The following is a 20,428-nucleotide window of genomic DNA, read 5'->3' on the forward strand; positions in this document are numbered from 1 at the left end:
ATTATGGTTTTGGAGGTTTTACAGGTGTTGTTCCTCCTTGACCGCCTGTGTCTCCTTCACCTAAAGTGTCTCCTTCTTTTTGCATTAAGGAATAATCGAATTCTTGAACTTCAGAATTTGTTTTTGAGATTGGAAAATCGTTGTCAGTTGTACAAGAAGTTGCAAAACCACCGACAGCTATGATAGCTATAAATAAATATTTTTTCATTGTAATTGAAATTAAAAATTGAACATAAGTTTGGCTGTTCGGAACTATTCCGAATTCATTTTTTCGGGCAATTAAACCCAACTCTTTTGAGTACTCGTTTGTTTTTTTGGGAAGTGTGAGTGTGCTAATACAGAACTTTCATTTCATACTTCCCGAATAAAAATTCGATTCTGTATAGCGACACTTTTTTAAATCAGTTTTGTACATTTGTTTCAATAGCTAGTTAAAACAAGAACTGATTCTGAAGCAAAGGAAGTGTGTTTTTGTGTGAATGTTTGTAAGGAATTCCGATAATTCTGATAATTCCGAATAATACTGATAAATGCTTAAAAATTCCGTTATGGCAAAAACATTTGATGATTACATTCTTGCAGTAAGAAGTAAATATGAATTTGAAAAAAGTAAGGTTTATTCTGATTTTTTGTTACAACCTTCACCTGCTCAATTACGAGATTTATGTTTGATAATTCATGATAGAGGATTGTCTAAAAAAGATAAAGAAGTTTTTGAATTGTTTTTCAAAACAAAACCTGATATTGAATTACGAAAAGCTATTGAAAATATTGATGTAGAAAAACTAAAAAAGATTTGTAATTTCTTAAATAAGAAATCACAAACAACAAGTCAAAATACTTTAAACCTAATAGCAATTTTAGTTGATTATGATTTACGTCCTTTTAGTTACTTTTTGAATTCCAATCAAAAGCAAGAAGATATTGAAATTGAGAGTTTACCTGAATATAATAATGCAGTTCATGAAATACAAGCTCAAATACCTGAGCAAAAGAAGAATTTTAAGAGGAAGTTTTTATTTGGGTTTTTAGGATTAACAGGGTTAACATCGATTTGTTATACAGCAAAAGATATTATTTCTCCCGATCCACAGTGTATGCAGTGGCGAAAAAATCATTATGAAATTGTTGATTGCAATAGTGAAAGTCAACAAGGTTTATTGAAACAATATGATATAATTCCATTTGATGATCATCAAAGTAAATTAATCAAAATTGAAGTTTCTGATACAACTATATTTTTTAAAAATGGGAAGTCTTTATATTGGTATTGTAAAGTAGATGGTAAACCAGAATTTTTCAATACCCACGGTATCCATCCTGAAACTGGTAAAGCCTTGAAACCTGTTAGTGAGTATATAGTTGAAAAGTATGTACGATAAACTCAAATTTTAACATAAACTGCAGAAAATCTACAGCAATTTATAAATTCATTTTTTATTTATTTGCCAAATGTTAAAACACCACCCCCGTAAAAATACTTAGTTGACTAGGTAAAAATACCTGGTTTGAAAAACAGGTATTTCTACGGTTGTTTTATGTATGCAAATAAATATATATTTGACAAATTTTGTAAGAATAATACTTTAGATTAATGAGAAATAATAACCCCTACTTGATAATTGCTGGTTTACTGGCAGTTACAACACTTCATGCCCAAGACATTCTTTGGGAACGCTCCTACGGAGGAAAACATGCCGAATTTTTATATGATGCAATTCCAACAGCTGATTATGGTTTCATATTGGCTGGAAGTTCTATTTCTAATAAAAATGGAAATAAAACAGAAGCTAATAAAGGCGATCTCGATTATTGGGTTTGGAAAATGGATGAAAAAGGTAATGCTGAATGGCAAAAAAGTTTTGGTGGTAGTGGAGTTGATTTACTACAAAGCGTAAGAATCACAAATGACGGTGGCTTTATTTTAGCAGGAACTTCAAGTTCTTCAATAAGTGGAGATAAAAAAGATGCTTGCAAAGGTCAAGAAGATTTTTGGATTATTAAACTAGATGCTAGAGGTCAAGAAATTTGGCAAAGAACTATTGGTGGAAGTGGGCAAGAAAAACTTTTAAGTATTGCTCAAACAAAAGATGGTGGATATGTTTTAGGAGGTTCGTCAAGTTCAGATAAATCTGAAGTGGATGAAAAAGGTGTTGAAGATAAATATGGTAAGAAAGAAAACTCAAGAGGAAGTTTAGATTACTGGGTTGTAAAACTTGATAGTAAAGGAGAAATCGAGTGGGATAAAACCATTGGAGGAAAATATGTAGACGAATTAAAAAGTATTGAGCAAACAAAAGATGGGGGTTTTATACTTGGAGGTTATTCTAACTCTACTGAATCAGGAGATAAATCCCAAAAAAACTTTGGTCTGGGGGATTATTGGATAGTAAAAATAGATAAAGAAGGTAACATTCAATGGCAGGAAACTATAGGTGGAGATAAAGACGATAATTTATTTGCATTAACTCAAACTAAGGATGGTGGTTTTATTGCTGGAGGAAACTCAAACTCAGGAGCTACAAATTCTAAATCAAAATCAAATAGAAATGGCACTGATTTTTGGGTAGTTAAATTAAATGAAAACGGAAGTATTTCATGGCAAGAAACGTACAATTATGGAAAGTTAGATGTGCTTACATCGATTGTTGAAAACCCAGATGGTACATTTTTAATTGGAGGATATGCGCAATCAGAAGTAAAATCCAACAATTCAAAATCAAATGATAAAAACACAAAATCAGATAAAGAGGGCATAAATGATTATATCGCTTTAAAGATTAAAGCAAATGGAGATGAAATTTGGACTCAAACTGTAGGTAGTAAAGGTGATGAAGTATTAAAAAAACTTTTTGAGACTAGAGATGGGGGTTACATATTAGCTGGTACATCTAAAGGACAAGTTTCAAGAGACAAAAATTCATTTAAAGGAGGAAGTGATTTTTGGATTGTAAAACTCAGAGACAAAGACAAAAAACACAAAGACAAAGAGAACATTGAGGCAATACCTAACCCAGCAAATACATTTACAAACGCAATTGTTGGCTATGACTACAAAAAAGGTACAGCCACTTTGTTTGATTTAAGCGGAAGAATGATTAAATCTGTTAAAATTGAAGGAGAAAGAACTATTCCAATAGATTTAAGCGGACTTCCTCAAGGAATTTATATTATTGAGGTAAAGACAGACGTTAGTACAGATGGTGTTAAAGTGATTAAGAAATAAGAAAAAACATATACTTATGAATAAATACATTAAAGCAATATTGTTCAGTTTTTTTTGTGTAATTGGAGTAGCACAAGAAGAAATCAAATTACCAAATTTTACCCCTCCATCTCCTGAAGCATCTGCAATGACAAAATATGCAGATTTGCAAGCAAATGAATTTAAAGGAATGGTTAGCCATACAATTCCTCTTTATACATACAAAGCAGGACAATTAGAGGTGCCTATTTCAATTTCATATAACGGTTCGGGTGTGAGAGTTGACGACATACCAACTTGGGTGGGAATAAATTGGACTCTCAATGCAGGTGGTGTTATTACAAGAACGATTAGAGATATTGCAGATGAAACTACGGGAGTGAATAAAAGAAGAATTTTTTCTGATTCCGATGTGGCGTACTATAATACAAATACTATAGATGGTTCTTCTCAAGCAAATTATATATGGCAAACATTTACAGATTCGCAATATGATACTGAAGTTGATATTTTTCAGTTTAATTTTAATGGATATTCAGGGAGTTTTTATTTTGATGAAAATTGGAATGCTCAGTTAATCAAAGACGATCAAAATCTTAAAATTAATATAGGTTCTAAGGCAGATTTTAATAATTACAAAATAATTGAAATTTATGATCCAAATGGAGTAAAATATACTTTTGGTGGTATCTCTGCAATTGAAGAAACAACATTACGAAATGTAATTAACGGGGGATTAACAGGTGAAACATATCAAGGTATTACCGCTTTTTATTTAACAAAAATTGAGCATCCTATTAATGGCAGTATTTACTTTGAGTATGAAACGTTGTCATCACAAATCTTGTCTGTTCAAAAAACTCAAAAGAAAAGCAGAGTTATTGCTTATGCTGATGAAGATTATTGTATGGGGAATGGTGATAATAATAGTAATAAAAAATGTCAAAACTACAGAGATATAGTAGCTGTTACTTCCTCATTAATAACGGTTTCTTCAAGAGTTATTAATCCTAGATATTTAAAAAAAATATATTCTATAAATAATAATGAGCAAATCAATTTTAATTCAGAAAACATTGACAATCAATCATTTAAAAGGGTTTTAAATTCCATTACAGTCGATAAAGATGGTTTGGGTCCTCTTGGAGCATTCAAAACAATTGACTTTGAGTATTATGGTTTTAGTCCTAATCCAAATCCTCCTGCTACAACAAGGTATGCTCAAAAAAGATTTTTTTTGACTAAGATAATATTTGACAAAAATGTTGAGTATGCTATTAATACACAAAATGGTAGAAGGAACAATATTTATGAGTTTGACTACAATGTCCCAGGAGGTTTACCAAATAGGTTTTCTTACTCACAAGATTTTTTGGGTTTTTTTAATGGTAAATCAAATGTTACTGGAATTCCAAACCACCCTACATTTAATCCTTTTGGGAATGAGATTGTTGCGGATAGATCACCTGATTTTAATTATGCAAAATATGGAAGTTTAAAAAGAATTTACTATCCAACAGGTGGTTATACGGAATTTGATTACGAACCAGCGAGCAAAGCAAAAAAGAAAAAATACAAATCAATATCCCTTCATGCTTGGCGTAATATGTCGCAATATAATTTTAGTACAAATAATTATTTAACTGATGGAGTTCCTAAAATATTGCCAGAAGAAGAAGGAAGTAATGTGATAGGAATATTTAATGTTTTTCAAACACAATATGTTAATATTAATGTTCTTTTGAAAGCATATAGAGAGCAAGGCGATATTATATTGAATCAAAATGAAAGAGCTACTATAATAGTTACAAAAGTAAATCCTAGTACACTTCAAGAGGTTGTTATTAAAACTCAATTATTGGCCTTTAATTCTGATTCAAGTTCATTAACTCAAATAGAAATTGTTCAAAAATCATTTTTAGTTAGTGTACTTTTTCAGCAAGGATATAATTATAAAGTAAGTATTAGTATAAATCCTACCTCAAGTAATGACCCAATCGGAATGGAAGCATTAGTAGGTTTAAGTTATGATGATGGGTATACAATTGAAGATAATTTAGGTATAAGGTTGAAGCGAATGACTGATTATTCAGAAGATAATCAGCCTGAAAACATTAAAAGATACTACTATTCAGAAATAAACAATATTAATGCACCTATAGACTTACAAACTTTACCAATTTTAGGGGAAGGCAATAATTATGTTAAAGAAGATAAACACATATTTAATGAAATTTGTATTATTAATCAAAATTGTCCGTCAGGTACTTCTAGTAATGCAGAAGAAATTTGGTATCAATATCTTAATATATATTCAGATAGGGCTGTTTATGGAGAAAGTGATGGAGGAGATATGTATCAAAATGTTAGTATTAGTTTAGGTGGTGATAATTTTGAAAAAGGCGGAATAGAAAAACAATTTGATATTTTTTCTAGTTACGGCGTTACTGAAATAAAAACTTTCTCAAACAATTTAACTCTTTCAATCGCTGCTTATTTAATTGATGCCGATAATGAATTTTTAAATAAGTTTAATTCTATTCCTTCTCCATATAATGGTACATTGGTAAAAGAAAGATACTTTAAGCGTGAAAATTCAAATCTGAGTAAAATACGAGAGGTTGAGTACAATTATAATTATAACAGAAGTGGTAAATTAAATAACGTAATCAGTCACAAAGAATTTGAGCCAATTTGGTTTGAACCTGGAGAAACTCAATCAAATGTTGCGTCATACTTTACCTTAGGAGTTTACATTACAGAATCTAAAAGAGGTGAATTAATCCAAAAAATTACTAAAGAGTACATTGATCCCGTTCCATTAAATGTTTTAGATGATTCATCATATAATAGAATTACGTCAGTGGAAAATTATCAATATGGAATTTTCAGAGGGTTACCAACAAAAATTATAACTTATGATAGTGATGGTTCAACCCATGAAGTTAACAATTATTATGTTAATCAAGGAACAAATCAAGTATATCAGACAGGTTTAACACCAATTCAAGTTAATGCTGTTCAATCACTTTACGCTAAAAATATAATTAATACACCTATACTTGTTGAAAAAAGAAAAGATTCAGAGGTAATAAGTAAAGTTAGAACAATTTACAGAGATTTAAATTCTGTAATTCCAAATTCTAAAATTGTTTTGCATAAAATTCAATCTGATAAAGGAGAAGAGTCGGGGTCTTCTTTTGAAGACAGAGTGATTTATCATGAGATTGATGATTTTGGTAGACCAACATTGGTTTCTTTAAACAAAGGAACAAAGACAAAATATTTCTACAACAGTAAAAATCAAGTAACAATGAAAATTGAGAATTATGTTGCTGGAGCTGGAGGCATGCTTTCGGATGATATTGAAAATTTACCCATAGCTGCACCTTGTGTTTATCTTGATGCATCAGGTAATCCATTGCCAATCTTAGTAACAATTTATAAATATGACCCTGATACTGATTTGTTAACCGAAATCATAGATCCAAAATGTGACCATTTGTATTACATATATGATGATTTGCATAGGTTAAAAATGATTAAGGATAAAGAGAATAAAATTTTACAAGAGTTTGATTTAAGTTTCAAAAGATATTAATAGAAAAGTATGAAATATATATATATTATAATCAGTGTGTTTTTTAGTTTAGTATCTTTTGGGCAAGACACTAATCAAAATTACACAAAGAAAGTTACATACAAATTGCCTACAACTAATTCAGTTAATAATCCAGATATTACAATTGCTAATACTGAAGTTGTCTATTACGACGGTTTAGGTAGACCAATACAACAAATAAATCACAAGCAATCTAATTCGGGGAAAGATATTATCACTCATATAGAGTATGATCAATTTGGTAGGCAAATAAAAGAGTATTTACCTTATGTAAGTTCAGGCGCATCGCTTAGTTATTTACCATCAGCTCAATCAGATTTATTGGGTTTTTATATTTCACCTAGTTTTGCCAATACGGGTAATCCAAATTTTGAGGCAACTGGTAATCCTTACAGTGAAAAAATACTTGAAAATTCACCTTTGAATAGAGTTTACAAACAAGCTGCTCCAGGAGAGGATTGGAAAAAAAATGGAGGTAAAGAAGTTAAGTTTGAATATGCTACTAATCTTTCTACTGGTTCTGAAGCTGTTAAATTGTACAAAGCAAATGCTTCATGGAATAATAGTTTAGGAGTGTATGAAATCTCTTTAGTTCAAAATGGTAATTACGGAGCCAATCAATTATATGTTACGATAACAAAAGATGAACATTGGATTTCAGGAAAGAATAATACTACTGAAGAATTCAAAGATAAAACAGGTAAAATAGTTTTAAAAAGAACCTATAACAATAACGATGCTTATGAAACCTATTATGTTTATGATCAATTTGGTAATTTAACGTATGTCATACCTCCATTAGCGAATGGTAATACTATCAATTTAAATGATATGTGTTATCAATACAAATATGATTACAGAAATCGTTTAGTTGAAAAAAAGCTGCCAGGTAAACAATGGGAGTTTATTGTGTATAATTCACAAGATATGCCCGTTGCCACAGGTCCTGCATATAATCCATGGGGGGCTTCTGAGGAAACTGATATTGGCTGGCTTATTACTAAGTATGATTCTTTTAATAGAGTTGTTTATACAGGATGGTATACAGGAAAGGATGTTAACTCTATAGAAAGAGCAAAATATCAAGCAGAACAAAATGGGTTGCTTACTCCTTATGAAAGTGTTTCAGTAAGTTCAAGTTTTGATAATCTACCATTAGGTTATACAAATAATGTTGAACCTATAGCAAGTTTCAAATTGTTAACCATTAATTATTATGATAATTACAATTATTCAAATGCACCTACAATTCCTACTACTATGCCTCACAGTAGTTTTCCTATTGCATCCAATGTAAATGGACTTCAAACAGGCAGTTGGGTAAGGGCTTTGGATAATCCAAATAATACTAATGGTGAAGTATCTTATACAATATACGATAATAAATACAGACCAGTTCAAACTGAAACGACTAACCATTTAGGAGGCTATACTAGAGTAGACACTAATTTAGATTGGGCAGGAAAAACGATTTACACCATTACAAAACATAAACGTACTAGTTCAGATACAGACATTGTTATTAAAGATATGTTTGAGTATAGTCCGCAAGATAAATTGGTTTTACATAAGCAACAAATTAATCAACTTGCTGAACAATTAATTGCAAAGAATACATACGACGAACTAGGACAATTAATTAGCAAAAATGTTGGTGGAGAAGATGTTTCAGGATCATCAAGCTTACAAAAAGTAGATTATACCTATAACATTAGAGGTTGGTTAAAATCCATTAATGACGTGTTGGATATTGAATCTGAGAATGATTTATTTGCCTTTAAAATAAATTATAATGATTATGATTCTCATGGCTCAAATGATGTTGCCTCAACTCCGCTGTATAATGGAAATATTTCCTCGACTTATTGGATAACTAGTGCTGATAATGTTTTAAGAAAATACAATTATAGTTATGATAATTTGAATCGGTTATTAGAAGCAAATTATTTAAAGCCACAAAGCTCAAGTTACTTTGATAATTATTTAGAACAAATCTCATATGATAAAAATGGTAACATTACATCATTATATCGCAATGGTAATTTAGATACAGATGGTTATCAAATGGAGAATAATATTGATGAATTAAAATATTATTATGATCAAGACAATCAAAATTTATTAAAAAAAGTTTTTGATTTGTCAAATTCGCCCGATGGATTTTCAGAGAATAATGATGACATAGAATATAATAACGGGCAATATGAGGACAATACCGATGATTATGAGTATGATAGAAATGGTAACATGATAAGTGATACTAATAAAGGTATTGATCAAATAATATATAATCATTTAAATTTACCTGTAACTATTGTATTTGGAAATGGAAATGTAATTAATTATCTTTACAATGCGTTAGGTCAAAAAATAAACAAATCTGTAATTGATAATTCTTCATTATTATTGAACTCAAACGTTGAAATAGATTATTTAAGTGGTTTTCAGTATAAAAATACAGTATTACAGTTTTTTCCACATGCAGAAGGATATGTAAATGCTACAGAAGAAATGGCACTTTTGGAAGGAACAAGTTACAGTTTTAATTATGTTTTTAATTATACAGATCATTTAGGTAATATTAGATTAAGTTATGGATTTGATCCTTTAACTCACAATATAAAAATAATGGAAGAGAATCATTATTATCCATTTGGGTTAAAACATACAAACTACAATAGTGATCTCTTATTATATTCAAAAGGAACATCAGGGTCTATCGGTTTAAGAAGACCACCTCCTGTAGCTCCTGTTGAGCCTTCTTACAAGTATAAGTACAATGGAAAAGAGTACCAAGACGAGTTGGGGCTTAACATGTACGACTACGGAGCAAGAAATTATGACCCTGCTCTTGGTAGATGGATGAATATTGACCCATTGGCAGAACAAATGAGAAGACATAGTCCATATAACTATGCTTTTGATAATCCAATTAGATTTATTGACCCTGATGGGATGGCACCAACAGATATTGTTGAAGACCCAATCCAAAGAGATAAGGATGGTAACATTGTTTTTGTAAGTGCAGGTTATGGAGAAAATGTTCAACATCCAGGTGGGAGTAATGATTTTGAAGTTGGTTATATTTTTGCAGATGATGGCACACCTATTAAAGTTTTAAATAATAGCCAAGGTGGTACTAAGGAATGGGATACAAATTGTCATGGTACAACCTTTGCTGATGGGAAATACTGGATTGATAATAGAGAAGTTCCAGCATTAATAAAAGGTGATGGTTATAAATCAGTTAGTGTAGATGATGCTCAAAAAGGTGACAAAGTTGTATATTATGGGCCAAAAGAAGCGGAACATTCAATGACTGTTACTCAAACAGATGGAACAGCATCTGGTATGATGGTTTATGGTCAAGGTGGATTAGAAGTTGAAAACCATACAGACAAAGCAACTGAAGCTTGGCCGACTGCAGTAGACTTTAAAGTACTTAGGAAAGAAACACCTGATAAAGTTATAACAGAAGAACAAAAAATATTATTATCAATAACAATACCTCAAGATTGATTATTATGAATTTAAAAAACAAAATTTTTCAGTTAATTTTTTTTATGGTTTTATTTTCCTGCTGTCCTCAAAATAAATTCCAGTTAGGCGCTCAAATCAACGGGGATATTAGCAGTAGAAATAAAATTATGATTCCATCGGGAGCATTGCTTGATGTTAAAGAGATTCATTATAAAAATATTTCTTATACGCTAGCTATTTCGGAAAATAAAAAAATAAAGTATATTTCAACAAAAGATTCAAAATTTAGTGTAGAAAAATTGAAGATAAACGATGATATTTCTAAAATTTTTGATGAAACTAAAATAAAATATATTCCAGGCTGGGGTTATTATATGAAAGTAAACTCGGAATGGTATGTAGGATTAGACTTTAGAATGAAACCAACAAAATCATCTAAAATTGGTTGGTTTTTTAAATATGAATTTTCTGAGCCAAATCCTAACTGGTAATGTTTCAGATTTAGTGATGAGCACTTTTTTGATATTTAACAAATTGATAATCAACAAAAATTAAAAATAATTATAAAAAAGATGAGCTATATAGTTCATCTTTTTTTATGTTTAAAGAGCTTAAATCAAAGAAAATGATAAAAAATGAAATCTCGTGTATCAGATTTAGTGATAGGAAAATTTGTCCAAGTTGTAGTTCAAATCATGTTATAAAAAACGGTTATACAGCTAATAGGAAGCAACAGTTTATTTGTAAAACATGTAAAACTAGATTTATAGATTTTTATACCTACAAAGCTTATAATAATTGGGTAAACAAAAGAATAATTCAATTTACAAAAGAAGGTCTTGGAATAAGAAGCACTGCAAGAATTTTAAAAATATCAACTACAACCTTGTTAAAAAGAATAATTTCAATTGCAAAGAAAATACCTAATCAGCCTATATTTAAGAACAAGACATATGAGGTAGATGAAATCAGAACATTTATCAAAAATAAAGAACGTCCAGTTTGGATAGTTTATGCATTAGAAAGGAAAACTAAGCAAGTTGTAAATTTTAGTATAGGAAGAAGAACCAAACGAACATTACAATATGTTACAAATACATTGTTACTTTCAAATCCTAAAACAATTTATACGGATAGTTTAGTACATTATAAGTCTCTTCTAAATGAATTAGTTCATAAAATAAAGCCCTTTGGTACTAATCATATTGAGAGAAAAAACCTTTCATTAAGAACTCATCTTAAACGTCTTAACAGAAAAACTATTTGTTTTTCAAGAAGTTTCATATTGTTACAATGTATTTTGAGAATTTATTTTTGGGGTTAGAAATTTACTAGTTATTCACCCAAATTATCAGATTACTAATATCTGCTCCTTCAAGTTTTTGTGAGGTTATAAAATTAATTTTATTTTCTTTGATATTGATTCTCAAAATATATTCATTTATTATCAAACAACTATTAAATCGATTAGCAATTAAAAAGTATCCAATTTCGCATTTTGTTTTTTTATGGTTTAGTTCTTTAATAAAATTTAAAATGAATGAATCTAATGTCTCTCCAAAATAATTGTACTCACAACTAAAATCTATAGAAAAAAGAGATTTTACATATTATAAATTCCCATTTTTGCATGAATCTAGAAAACTTTTTATTATGAAAGTTTTTTCAATATCTTCATTTTCAATACGTTTATTTTTTTTACAAACTTCATAAAATACTTCATTTAGCCTTTTTCTTAGCTCTAGGTTCTTTGGGTCAAAAAGAATTGCTCTCTTGTAGTGTACAACAGCTTTTTCAATTGAATATATATCATTTTCCATCAAATGTCTTTCAGCTGATTCAATATAATGTTCTGATATTTCTTTATCTGTTTTCATAGTGTAAAATGTAATTAATTTAACATCAAAATAAATGCCATAAATTTGATTTTCAATATTTAAAATGTCACATGGTTTTGATAATACTTAGTAAAAATTACTTAGGCATTTTAGTGGGTTATAATATTGAGTTTACTATAAAAACAAAAAGATTAATATATTATGGTTTTTCTCATGTTGTTTTTATTAAAAAAAGATATTTAACCTTACTATGATTTTCTAAAATCATTTTACGGATTTCCACATTTTTATTCCATCCACTTTATTTACTTTCGCTAAGAAAGTTCCTACGTATTTCTACCTAGTTTGAAAATCAGGTATTTTTACGGGTTGTATAGGTGCTATTTTTTTATTATGTTTGGGAAGTAAGTATTTTATGACAATGGTTAATCAAAATCCAGAACAAATTGCTGGTGATTAAAAAGATAAGCAGTTGTTTGCTAGCGATAATGTGATACATAATAAAACGTAAATTAACTTAGTGTATAGAGTAAAAAAATATTCAGCTGATTAAAATCCATTTTAATGATTTATAAAAAATAATACGCAACAATAGTTGAATATATCTTTTTAAAACAGCTAAATATGTTCAATTAAATAGTAAAACATAGAATATTAATAAGTTATAGGCAAACTCCGATTACAGCTTTATAAACATACAACAAACTAAACATATGAAATTAGTCAGTTTTACTTTGGAAAATTTTCGCGGATACACCGAACCAACAACAATAACTATTGATGATTTAATTGTTCTGATTGGAAAAAATGACGTAGGAAAATCATCCATTTTGGAAGCAATGGATATTTTTTTTGAAAATAGAAAGTTAGATTCTGATGACATAAATATTGTTGCTAAAAAAGACAAAAAAGGTATTAAATTAACAGCAACATTTACACAGCTTCCAACTGAATTAGACGTTGATGCAGGTGCAATGACAAATTTAAAAGATGAATATCTTTTAAATTCGGATGGTTTTTTAGAAATTAAAAAAGATTACTCAACAATGTCAAAACCCAAAACTTACATAGTCTGTAATCATCCTACTAATAAATTTGCAAATGACCTTCATAACCTTAAAATCAAAGAACTTCTAACTCGAGCAAAAGAACTTAATGTAACTGAAGATTATAATGCCAAAATAAAAAACGAAATTAGAAAAGCAATTTGGAAAAGTTTCGGAGAAGAATTAATAACAAACACAACTTATCTTGAAATTTCAGAAGAAGGAATCAAAGATTTTTGGGACAAAATCTTCCCAGAACTTCCATTGTTTGCACTTTTTCAATCTGATCGAAAAAATGACGAGAAAGATAAGGAAATACAAGACCCTTTAAAAGTTGCCGCTGAGGAAGCTTTTAAAAAGCATTTAGTTGTTTTAAATGATATAAAGAGACAAGTAGAAGAAGAAGTTGCTGAAGTAGCTAATCTAACACTTGAGAAACTCAAAGAAATGAACGAAGAAGTTGCAAAACAATTAACACCTCAATATCCAACAGAATTGAAATGGCATAGTTTATTTACTCCAAGTTTATCTAGTGATGAAGTACCTATGAACAAAAGAGGAAGTGGAGTTCGAAGACTACTACTCATTAATTTCTTTCGAGCAGAAGCGGAAAGAAAGAGAAAGTTGAAAAATACTGCAAATGTAATTTACGCAATTGAGGAACCAGAGACATCACAGCATCCTGATTGGCAAAAAAAATTAATTGAAGCGTTAATCGATTTATCTTCCAATGGAAATACACAAATTATTGCAACTACACACAGCCCTAGTTTAGCTAGTTTAATACCCGTTGAAAATTTACGTTTTATCCATAAAGAAAATTTAAAACTCATAATTGAAGATGGAAGTAATGAAAACTTGGAAGATATCGCTACAACTCTGGGGGTTTTGCCAAATATTGGAAAAAAACCTGAAGATGTTAATCTTTTTCTTTGTTTAGAAGGTCCAACAGATATTGCTTTTTTTAATGCTATATCTCCATTATATGGAATAGATTTGGTTAATGACCCTAGAATAATCGCTATAAGCCTTGGAGGAGGAACATTAGGGCATTGGGTTACCAACAATTATCTAAAAAAATTAAATAAACTTGAAGTTCATATTTACGATAGAGATTTGGACAACAAATATCAAGAATTCGTAAACGAGGTGAATGCACGTGGTTTAAATCATTTTGCCACTTTGACACAAAAAAGAGAACTTGAAAATTATTATCATGAAAGTATTATAGTACCAAGTTTTAGAGCGAATGACGGATTTGACATAATGTTAACTGTTGATGATAACTCTGACATTTCTTACATTATAGCAGAACTAAGGCATTTACATAGAAATCCAGGAAGACCATTTGCAGATGAACCAAAACGGTATCGTGAGCGTTGTTTGAGTTTTGTAAAGAAATATTTAAATGAGCATACTGCCTTATGTCTGACCATTGAAACTTTTCAACAAAGAAACTCTCATGAAGAAATAGACAATTGGTTTAAGGAAATCAAAGCAAGATTAAATTAAGTTTGAACAAAACAGCGGTTTGTTTCAATTACTACTTTCTGATTTCCTTAAATAAATACACTTCTGAATGAAATGTTTTGTAATACTTTTAATTTTTGGAGGAGAATATAGAAATCATCTAATTGGTTTATAAAGTTTTAGAGCAATTATTGTGAGTTTGAAAGCATAATGATTTTTATAAAAATTGAGTCAACTAGTATCTAATAATTTTTAGATACTAGTTTTTTATGCAATTATTTTTAGTCTAAAAATTACATTTAGTTATATTTAAAGGAAATAAAGTATATATTTTTTGTTTGATGTAAAAAAATCAAAATCTATCAAATAACAGTTTTTTGTCTATTTGATACTAAATTTTACTTTGATTATTCTACTTCGATTTTTCTATTTTTTTGATGTTTTTACTACTTTGAAGTTTCTATTTTTTTGAAATTTTTACTTTGTTTTTTCTACTTTTTCTATGTGTTTTCTAATTTGAAGTTTCTATTTTTTGAAGTTTCCATCTTGATTTCTTCTGATTAATTTTTTTACAACAAAAAGTTTGTAATATTACAAACTTTTTGTTAAATTCGTACTTTGTAAAAAATAATTAATATGATTAATGTTGCAGATTACTTTTCTATTTTAGAAAAAGCTCCTTACTTATTTGATAAAATTCAAGAAAAAGTTTTTTTAAAAACAGAAATTGATATTGTTTATTCTGATATAAAAAATTGGGAAAGATTCGATTTACTATCAGAATGTGATGAATCTGATAAAGGGAATTGGAATAAAATAAGTTATTCGGAATATGTTTGGATTAAAATAGTTGAACAGTTAAAAGATTTTGGAAGTAGTAATGAAGAGATTTTATTGCTTAAAAATCATCTTGTTAGTAAATTTAAAGTAAAAGACTATATTTTACTATTTGATAAAGTAAAAAATACCATAGGAGAAAAAGACTTTGAAGTATACAGTCAGTTATATAATGATTTAAATGAAGTAGATTCTAATCAAAATTTGAATTTTAATATTTTAGATATTTTAATAGTAAATATTATTTATACTAGTGAACAACTTTCTTTATTTATAAGAAAAGATGATTCATATTATTTTTTACCATTTTCTGAAACAATGTTACAAGAATATAGTAATTCAGGTATAAGAAGTTTAGTAGATGATTTTTTAAATTTTCCATTTTACAATATTCCAATAAGTAGTTATGTTTCTAAATTTTTAAGTAATAAAAATGATGTGAAGTATAATTCATTTACTATGATATTAACGGAGCAAGAAAGTAAATTATTGAAAATCATTAGAAAGAATTTTCAAAAAATTAAACAATTAAAAGTAAAATATAAAACTGGCAATATTGAATTGATTGAAGTTACTACAATAAAGAAAGTAGCTTTAGAAAGTAGAATAATCAATCACATAAAAAAATCGGATTACAAAAAAATTACTATAGATATTGCAAACGGAAATATTGTAAATTTTGAAGATACTGAAAAAATAAAATTATGATACTGAAAAACTCAGATCGATAAATAAATAGTAAGCTTATCGTAGAAAGCGAAAGTGATGCACATGTGTAATAAACATGGTTTCATTTAAAGAATGCAAAAAAATATTAAACAAAAAAGGAGTAAAGTATTCAGATGAGAATATTAAAGAAATCAAAGAACTGTTAGAGTTTTATGCTAAATTAACTGTAGAAGAATTTTATAAAAAACATAATTATGAAAAGAGCAGCCATAATGTGTCGCGTAAGTAGTGATGAACAAGCTAAAGGATATAGCTTGGATATTCAGTATGAACAATTAGTTACTTATTGTAGTAGAAACGAGATAGAAATTGTAAAGGAGTACAAGGAAGACCATTCTGCTAAAAATTTCAATAGACCTGAATATCAAAAGTTTCTTACTTTTTTAAAGAAGAATAAAGGAGCTATAGATTTATTATTAGTTACATCTTGGGATAGATTTTCAAGAAACTTAACCGACTCGCTAATAATGATTAGGACTCTTGAAAAATTTGGAGTTGAAGTACAAGCAATCGAACAACCAATAGATATGAGAATTCCTGAAAACAAAGCAATTTTGGCTATGTTTTTAGCTATTCCAGAAATCGATAATGAAAGAAGATCAATAAAAATTAGAGGAGGAATCCGAGCAGCTCTTAAATCTGGAAGATGGTCTAGAATGGCTCCAATTGGATATAAGAACTCTAGAGATGAAAAAAACAAGCCAATCGTAGTAGTAGCTGATAATGCTAATTTAATTCAAAATGCATTTAAAGAAGTAAGCGAAGGCAAACCTCAGAGTGATATTATAAAAGATTTGAGAAAAAAAGGAATTAAAGTAAGTAGAAGCAATATGTCTAAATTGCTTAGAAATCCATTCTATATGGGTAAAATAATAATCCCAAAATTAGGAAATGAACCTACTCAAATTATTAATGGAATTCATGAAGCAATTGTTTCGGATAGTTTATTTTTTAAAGTACAAGATGTTTTAAATGGAGTTACATCAAATAAGAAAGAAGGGTATTCATTTCAAAGAGATGAATTTCCTTTGAGAGGTATTCTTTTTTGCTCTTCATGTAATGCAAAGTTAACGGCTAGTAAATCTAGAAGTGCAACTGGGAGAAGATATGCTTACTATCATTGTAATTATTGTAAAAATGAAAGATTTCCAAGCGAAGATGTTAATAATAACATGGAATCTATTTTGGGAGAATTTCAATTTACAAAAGAATCGAAAACTCTTTATGAGTTGATGGTAAAAAATTTATTGAATAATAAATCAGGAGAAGATGAATTATCACTCGACAGATTAACTGTTCAATTAAATGAACAAAATACTCGAATTCAAAAACTCCAAGATTTGTATGTAGATGGAAATATTGATAATGAAAATTATATGTTAACATTAAAACGATATGAAGGAATAAGAAGAGATTTAAAAGATAAAATTGAAGCTTTAAACGTTACAGATCTTACTTATGGCAAATGGTTAAAGTCTGGTATTTCAGTACTTAGTAACCTAAATAGTTTTTATAAAAATGGAACAGTAGGAGATAAGCAAGCATTACTTAGTTCTATATTTCCTGAAAAAATATATTTTGACGGAAAAAAATGTCGAACTCAAAGAATTAACGAAGTTTTGAGGGTTATAATGTTGAATAACAATATTTTAGAAAATAAAAAAAGTGAACAAATCTATAAAAATATAGAGTTGTCCACTTTAGTGGAGTCGGAGAGAATATAACCTTTCTCAAAACTTCATATTTTAAAAGGAGAGGAAGATGTTACTAAATTAGGGTAACCGATTTTACCACCTTTTTAAACTAATCAAATTATCTCAAATCGTATTCTGTAAATTTAAGCATATTTTTAATTTTAAAAAATAAAAATTGTTAATGAAACAGTAATTATTTTTTAGAAATATAATCATATTAATATCTGATAGATTTTTACTAATATATTGATACTAGAGATATAACAACTAGATATCCCAGTAAATCTATTTTACTCATATTTTAATTATTTATTTGATTTTTTCAAAAAAATAATAGATGTAACTTATTTATCTTATAAGCATTGTCTTTTTTCAAGAGTATTTACTTAAATAAGTAAATTAATTAATTGAATTTGTTTTTGATATTCTTAATTTTTAATATTTTTTTAACTTTTTTTCGAAACATGATTTTTATCATATTAAAGGATATTTTTGTCTTTTAATTTTGGCTTGTAAAATGATAGTAATGAAACTATTATTGAAACCAATATTTAAAAACTAATTTTTTCTACCATGAGTAATTTTATTAAAAAAGTTCTTGTATTATGTGTGGCTTGTGCAGCAAGTATCGCATGTAAACAGAACGCTGACTCAACAACCAATTATGCAGACATTGCTGTTGGTGATGAAATGATTGCAGAATTAACAGCGCCTCCATTTGTTCCCAAACCAATTGGAAATCGCCCTGCTAAAAAATTAATTGTAAACATGGAAATTAAAGAAATCGAAGGTGAAATGGCCGACGGTGTTAAGTATGTTTACTGGACTTTTGGAGGTAGTGTTCCAGGAAGTTTTATTAGAACTAGAGTAGGTGACGAAGTAGAATTTACTTTAAAAAATCACCCAGACAACAAATTGCCTCACAACATCGATTTACACGCAGTTACAGGACCAGGTGGTGGAGCAGCTTCTTCATTAGTAGCACCTGGGCATGAAAAAACATTCAATTTTAAATGTATTAATCCAGGATTATACGTATACCACTGTGCTACAGCACCTGTAGGGATGCACATTGCAAACGGAATGTACGGTTTAATTTTGGTGGAACCAGAAGGTGGTTTACCTCCAGTTGATAAAGAATACTACGTAATGCAAGGGGATTTCTATACGAAAGGAAAGTACGGAGAACCTGGAATGCAACCTTTCGATATGACAAAAGCTGTTGATGAGCACGCGGATTATGTTGTATTTAATGGTAAAGTTGGGGCTTTAACAGGTGAAAAAGCTTTAACGGCTAAAGTAGGAGAAACAGTTAGAATTTATATGGGTAACGGTGGACCAAATTTAGTTTCTTCCTTCCACGTTATTGGAGAAATTTTCGACAAGGTACACATTGAAGGTGGAGACATGATCAACAAAAACGTACAAACAACTTTAATTCCTGCTGGAGGTTCTGCAATTGTAGAGTTTAAAGTTGACGTTCCAGGAACATTTATTTTAGTAGACCACTCTATCTTCAGAGCATTTAATAAAGGTGCATTAGGGATGTTAAAAGTAGAAGGCGCTGAGAATGCTAAAATTTATTCTGGTACTACACAAGAAGGAATTTATCACCCAGAAGGAGGAACTATTCAAAACATGCCGAAAACAGGTAATGGAAAAGAAATTGTAGTTAACAAAACCTTAGACCAACAGATTACAGATGGTAAAAATGTTTATGGAAGAACTTGTTTTGCTTGTCACCAATCAGAAGGTCAAGGAATACCTGGAGCTTTCCCTCCATTAGCTAAATCTGATTTCTTAAATGCTGATCCAAATAGAGCTATCAATGCGGTTCTTCACGGATTAAGTGGTGAAATCACTGTAAATGGTAAAAAATACAATTCGGTAATGACCAGTCAAAACCTTACAGATCAAGAAATTTCAGATGTTTTAACTTATGTATACAACAGTTGGGGAAACAACAAAACCAAAGTAACTCCAGAAATGGTTAAAACACAAAGAGCAAAACCAGCTCCAAAAGCAAAAGAGATGCATTAATTAAAAATAAATAGAATAAATACAAAATGAAAAAAATAGTATTGAGTGTAATTGCACTTATAGTAACTGGAACTTTAATCAGTTTTAAATTACCAACAACCAAAACATCTGAAGTAGTTGCATTTCAGGATGGAAATAAAGGAAAAGCAATTTATAATAAAACTTGTGTAGCTTGTCATCAAGCAAACGGACAAGGAATTCCAAATGCATTTCCACCTTTAGCAAAATCAGATTATCTAAATAAAGATGTAAACAGAGCTATTAAAGTGGTATTAAACGGATTAAGTGGACCTGTTACTGTGAACGGACAGAAATATAATAGTGCTATGACAAGTCAAGGATTGAGTGACGAACAAGTGGCAGATGTATTGACTTATGTTTACAGCAGTTGGGGAAATAACAATACAAAAGTTACCCCTGCTATGGTAAAAGCACAAAGAGGTAAAAAATAAACTATAAACAAACTG

General features: G+C 29.2%; 12 protein-coding genes and 1 pseudogene. 11 read left to right on the forward strand and 2 right to left on the reverse strand.

Annotation, left to right across the window (positions count from 1 at the left end):
• Position 1: 1 nt before the first annotated feature.
• Complete coding sequence (locus V7P59_RS06100) at positions 2-208, reverse strand: hypothetical protein (RefSeq protein ID WP_333809266.1); 207 nt, start codon at positions 206-208, stop codon at positions 2-4.
• Between the two features lie 340 nt (positions 209-548).
• Here V7P59_RS06100 and V7P59_RS06105 point away from each other — a divergent pair, with 340 nt between their 5' ends.
• The 6 genes from V7P59_RS06105 to V7P59_RS06130 all read left to right on the forward strand — a co-directional run bounded on the left by V7P59_RS06105 (position 549) and on the right by V7P59_RS06130 (position 11,631).
• Entirely contained in the window at positions 549-1,382 is an 834-nt protein-coding gene (locus V7P59_RS06105) for a hypothetical protein (protein WP_333809267.1), read from the forward strand.
• Between the two features lie 212 nt (positions 1,383-1,594).
• Positions 1,595-3,226 carry a T9SS type A sorting domain-containing protein gene (locus tag V7P59_RS06110; RefSeq protein WP_333809268.1) on the forward strand — a complete coding sequence of 544 codons (1,632 nt, stop codon included), beginning with the start codon at positions 1,595-1,597 and terminating at the stop codon, positions 3,224-3,226.
• A gap of 16 nt (positions 3,227-3,242) precedes the next feature.
• Positions 3,243-6,806 carry a hypothetical protein gene (locus tag V7P59_RS06115; RefSeq protein ID WP_333809269.1) on the forward strand — a complete coding sequence of 1,188 codons (3,564 nt, stop codon included), beginning with the start codon at positions 3,243-3,245 and terminating at the stop codon, positions 6,804-6,806.
• 9 nt (positions 6,807-6,815) lie between these two features.
• Positions 6,816-10,346 (forward strand): DUF6443 domain-containing protein, encoded by a 3,531-nt coding sequence (locus V7P59_RS06120; protein WP_333809270.1) that lies wholly within the window; start codon positions 6,816-6,818, stop codon positions 10,344-10,346.
• Positions 10,347-10,351: 5 nt separating this feature from the next.
• Positions 10,352-10,798 (forward strand): hypothetical protein, encoded by a 447-nt coding sequence (locus V7P59_RS06125; protein WP_333809271.1) that lies wholly within the window; start codon positions 10,352-10,354, stop codon positions 10,796-10,798.
• Positions 10,799-10,932: 134 nt separating this feature from the next.
• Positions 10,933-11,631 carry an IS1 family transposase gene (locus tag V7P59_RS06130; RefSeq protein ID WP_333809272.1) on the forward strand — a complete coding sequence of 233 codons (699 nt, stop codon included), beginning with the start codon at positions 10,933-10,935 and terminating at the stop codon, positions 11,629-11,631.
• Between the two features lie 286 nt (positions 11,632-11,917).
• Here the strand turns inward: V7P59_RS06130 and V7P59_RS06135 are convergent, their stop codons facing one another.
• Entirely contained in the window at positions 11,918-12,184 is a 267-nt protein-coding gene (locus V7P59_RS06135; RefSeq protein ID WP_333809273.1) for a hypothetical protein, read from the reverse strand.
• A gap of 674 nt (positions 12,185-12,858) precedes the next feature.
• On the opposite strand from V7P59_RS06135, the gene V7P59_RS06140 reads away from it, so the two are divergent.
• The 5 genes and pseudogenes from V7P59_RS06140 to V7P59_RS06160 form a co-directional block, all read left to right on the forward strand.
• The gene (locus tag V7P59_RS06140; RefSeq protein WP_333809274.1) at positions 12,859-14,703 is read left to right on the forward strand and encodes an ATP-binding protein; all 1,845 of its coding nucleotides are present in this window, start codon (positions 12,859-12,861) and stop codon (positions 14,701-14,703) included.
• A gap of 594 nt (positions 14,704-15,297) precedes the next feature.
• A complete protein-coding gene (locus tag V7P59_RS06145; RefSeq protein WP_333809275.1) occupies positions 15,298-16,206 on the forward strand; it encodes a hypothetical protein in 909 nt (302 codons plus the stop codon).
• Positions 16,207-16,421: 215 nt separating this feature from the next.
• The gene (locus V7P59_RS06150) at positions 16,422-17,951 is read left to right on the forward strand and encodes a recombinase family protein (RefSeq protein WP_333809276.1); all 1,530 of its coding nucleotides are present in this window, start codon (positions 16,422-16,424) and stop codon (positions 17,949-17,951) included.
• Positions 17,952-18,494: 543 nt separating this feature from the next.
• Complete coding sequence (gene nirK / locus V7P59_RS06155) at positions 18,495-19,961, forward strand: copper-containing nitrite reductase (RefSeq protein ID WP_333809277.1); 1,467 nt, start codon at positions 18,495-18,497, stop codon at positions 19,959-19,961.
• A 140-nt stretch (positions 19,962-20,101) separates the two neighbouring features.
• Positions 20,102-20,413: pseudogene (locus V7P59_RS06160) on the forward strand (c-type cytochrome); the annotation flags it as partial.
• Positions 20,414-20,428: the final 15 nt, after the last annotated feature.

This window comes from Flavobacterium sp., assembly GCF_036782315.1.
In the GTDB taxonomy this organism is placed as follows: domain Bacteria; phylum Bacteroidota; class Bacteroidia; order Flavobacteriales; family Flavobacteriaceae; genus Flavobacterium.

Bases quoted from the DNA above. Each gene is read 5' to 3' on its own strand.
- V7P59_RS06130 (WP_333809272.1), top strand. From the start codon at position 10,933: ATGATAAAAAATGAAATCTCGTGTATCAGATTTAGTGATAGGAAAATT.
- V7P59_RS06125 (WP_333809271.1), top strand. From the start codon at position 10,352: ATGAATTTAAAAAACAAAATTTTTCAGTTAATTTTTTTTATGGTTTTA.
- V7P59_RS06100 (WP_333809266.1), bottom strand. From the start codon at position 208: ATGAAAAAATATTTATTTATAGCTATCATAGCTGTCGGTGGTTTTGCA.
- V7P59_RS06105 (WP_333809267.1), top strand. From the start codon at position 549: ATGGCAAAAACATTTGATGATTACATTCTTGCAGTAAGAAGTAAATAT.
- V7P59_RS06150 (WP_333809276.1), top strand. From the start codon at position 16,422: ATGAAAAGAGCAGCCATAATGTGTCGCGTAAGTAGTGATGAACAAGCT.
- V7P59_RS06140 (WP_333809274.1), top strand. From the start codon at position 12,859: ATGAAATTAGTCAGTTTTACTTTGGAAAATTTTCGCGGATACACCGAA.
- V7P59_RS06120 (WP_333809270.1), top strand. From the start codon at position 6,816: ATGAAATATATATATATTATAATCAGTGTGTTTTTTAGTTTAGTATCT.
- V7P59_RS06110 (WP_333809268.1), top strand. From the start codon at position 1,595: ATGAGAAATAATAACCCCTACTTGATAATTGCTGGTTTACTGGCAGTT.
- V7P59_RS06115 (WP_333809269.1), top strand. From the start codon at position 3,243: ATGAATAAATACATTAAAGCAATATTGTTCAGTTTTTTTTGTGTAATT.
- nirK (WP_333809277.1), top strand. From the start codon at position 18,495: ATGAGTAATTTTATTAAAAAAGTTCTTGTATTATGTGTGGCTTGTGCA.
- V7P59_RS06145 (WP_333809275.1), top strand. From the start codon at position 15,298: ATGATTAATGTTGCAGATTACTTTTCTATTTTAGAAAAAGCTCCTTAC.
- V7P59_RS06135 (WP_333809273.1), bottom strand. From the start codon at position 12,184: ATGAAAACAGATAAAGAAATATCAGAACATTATATTGAATCAGCTGAA.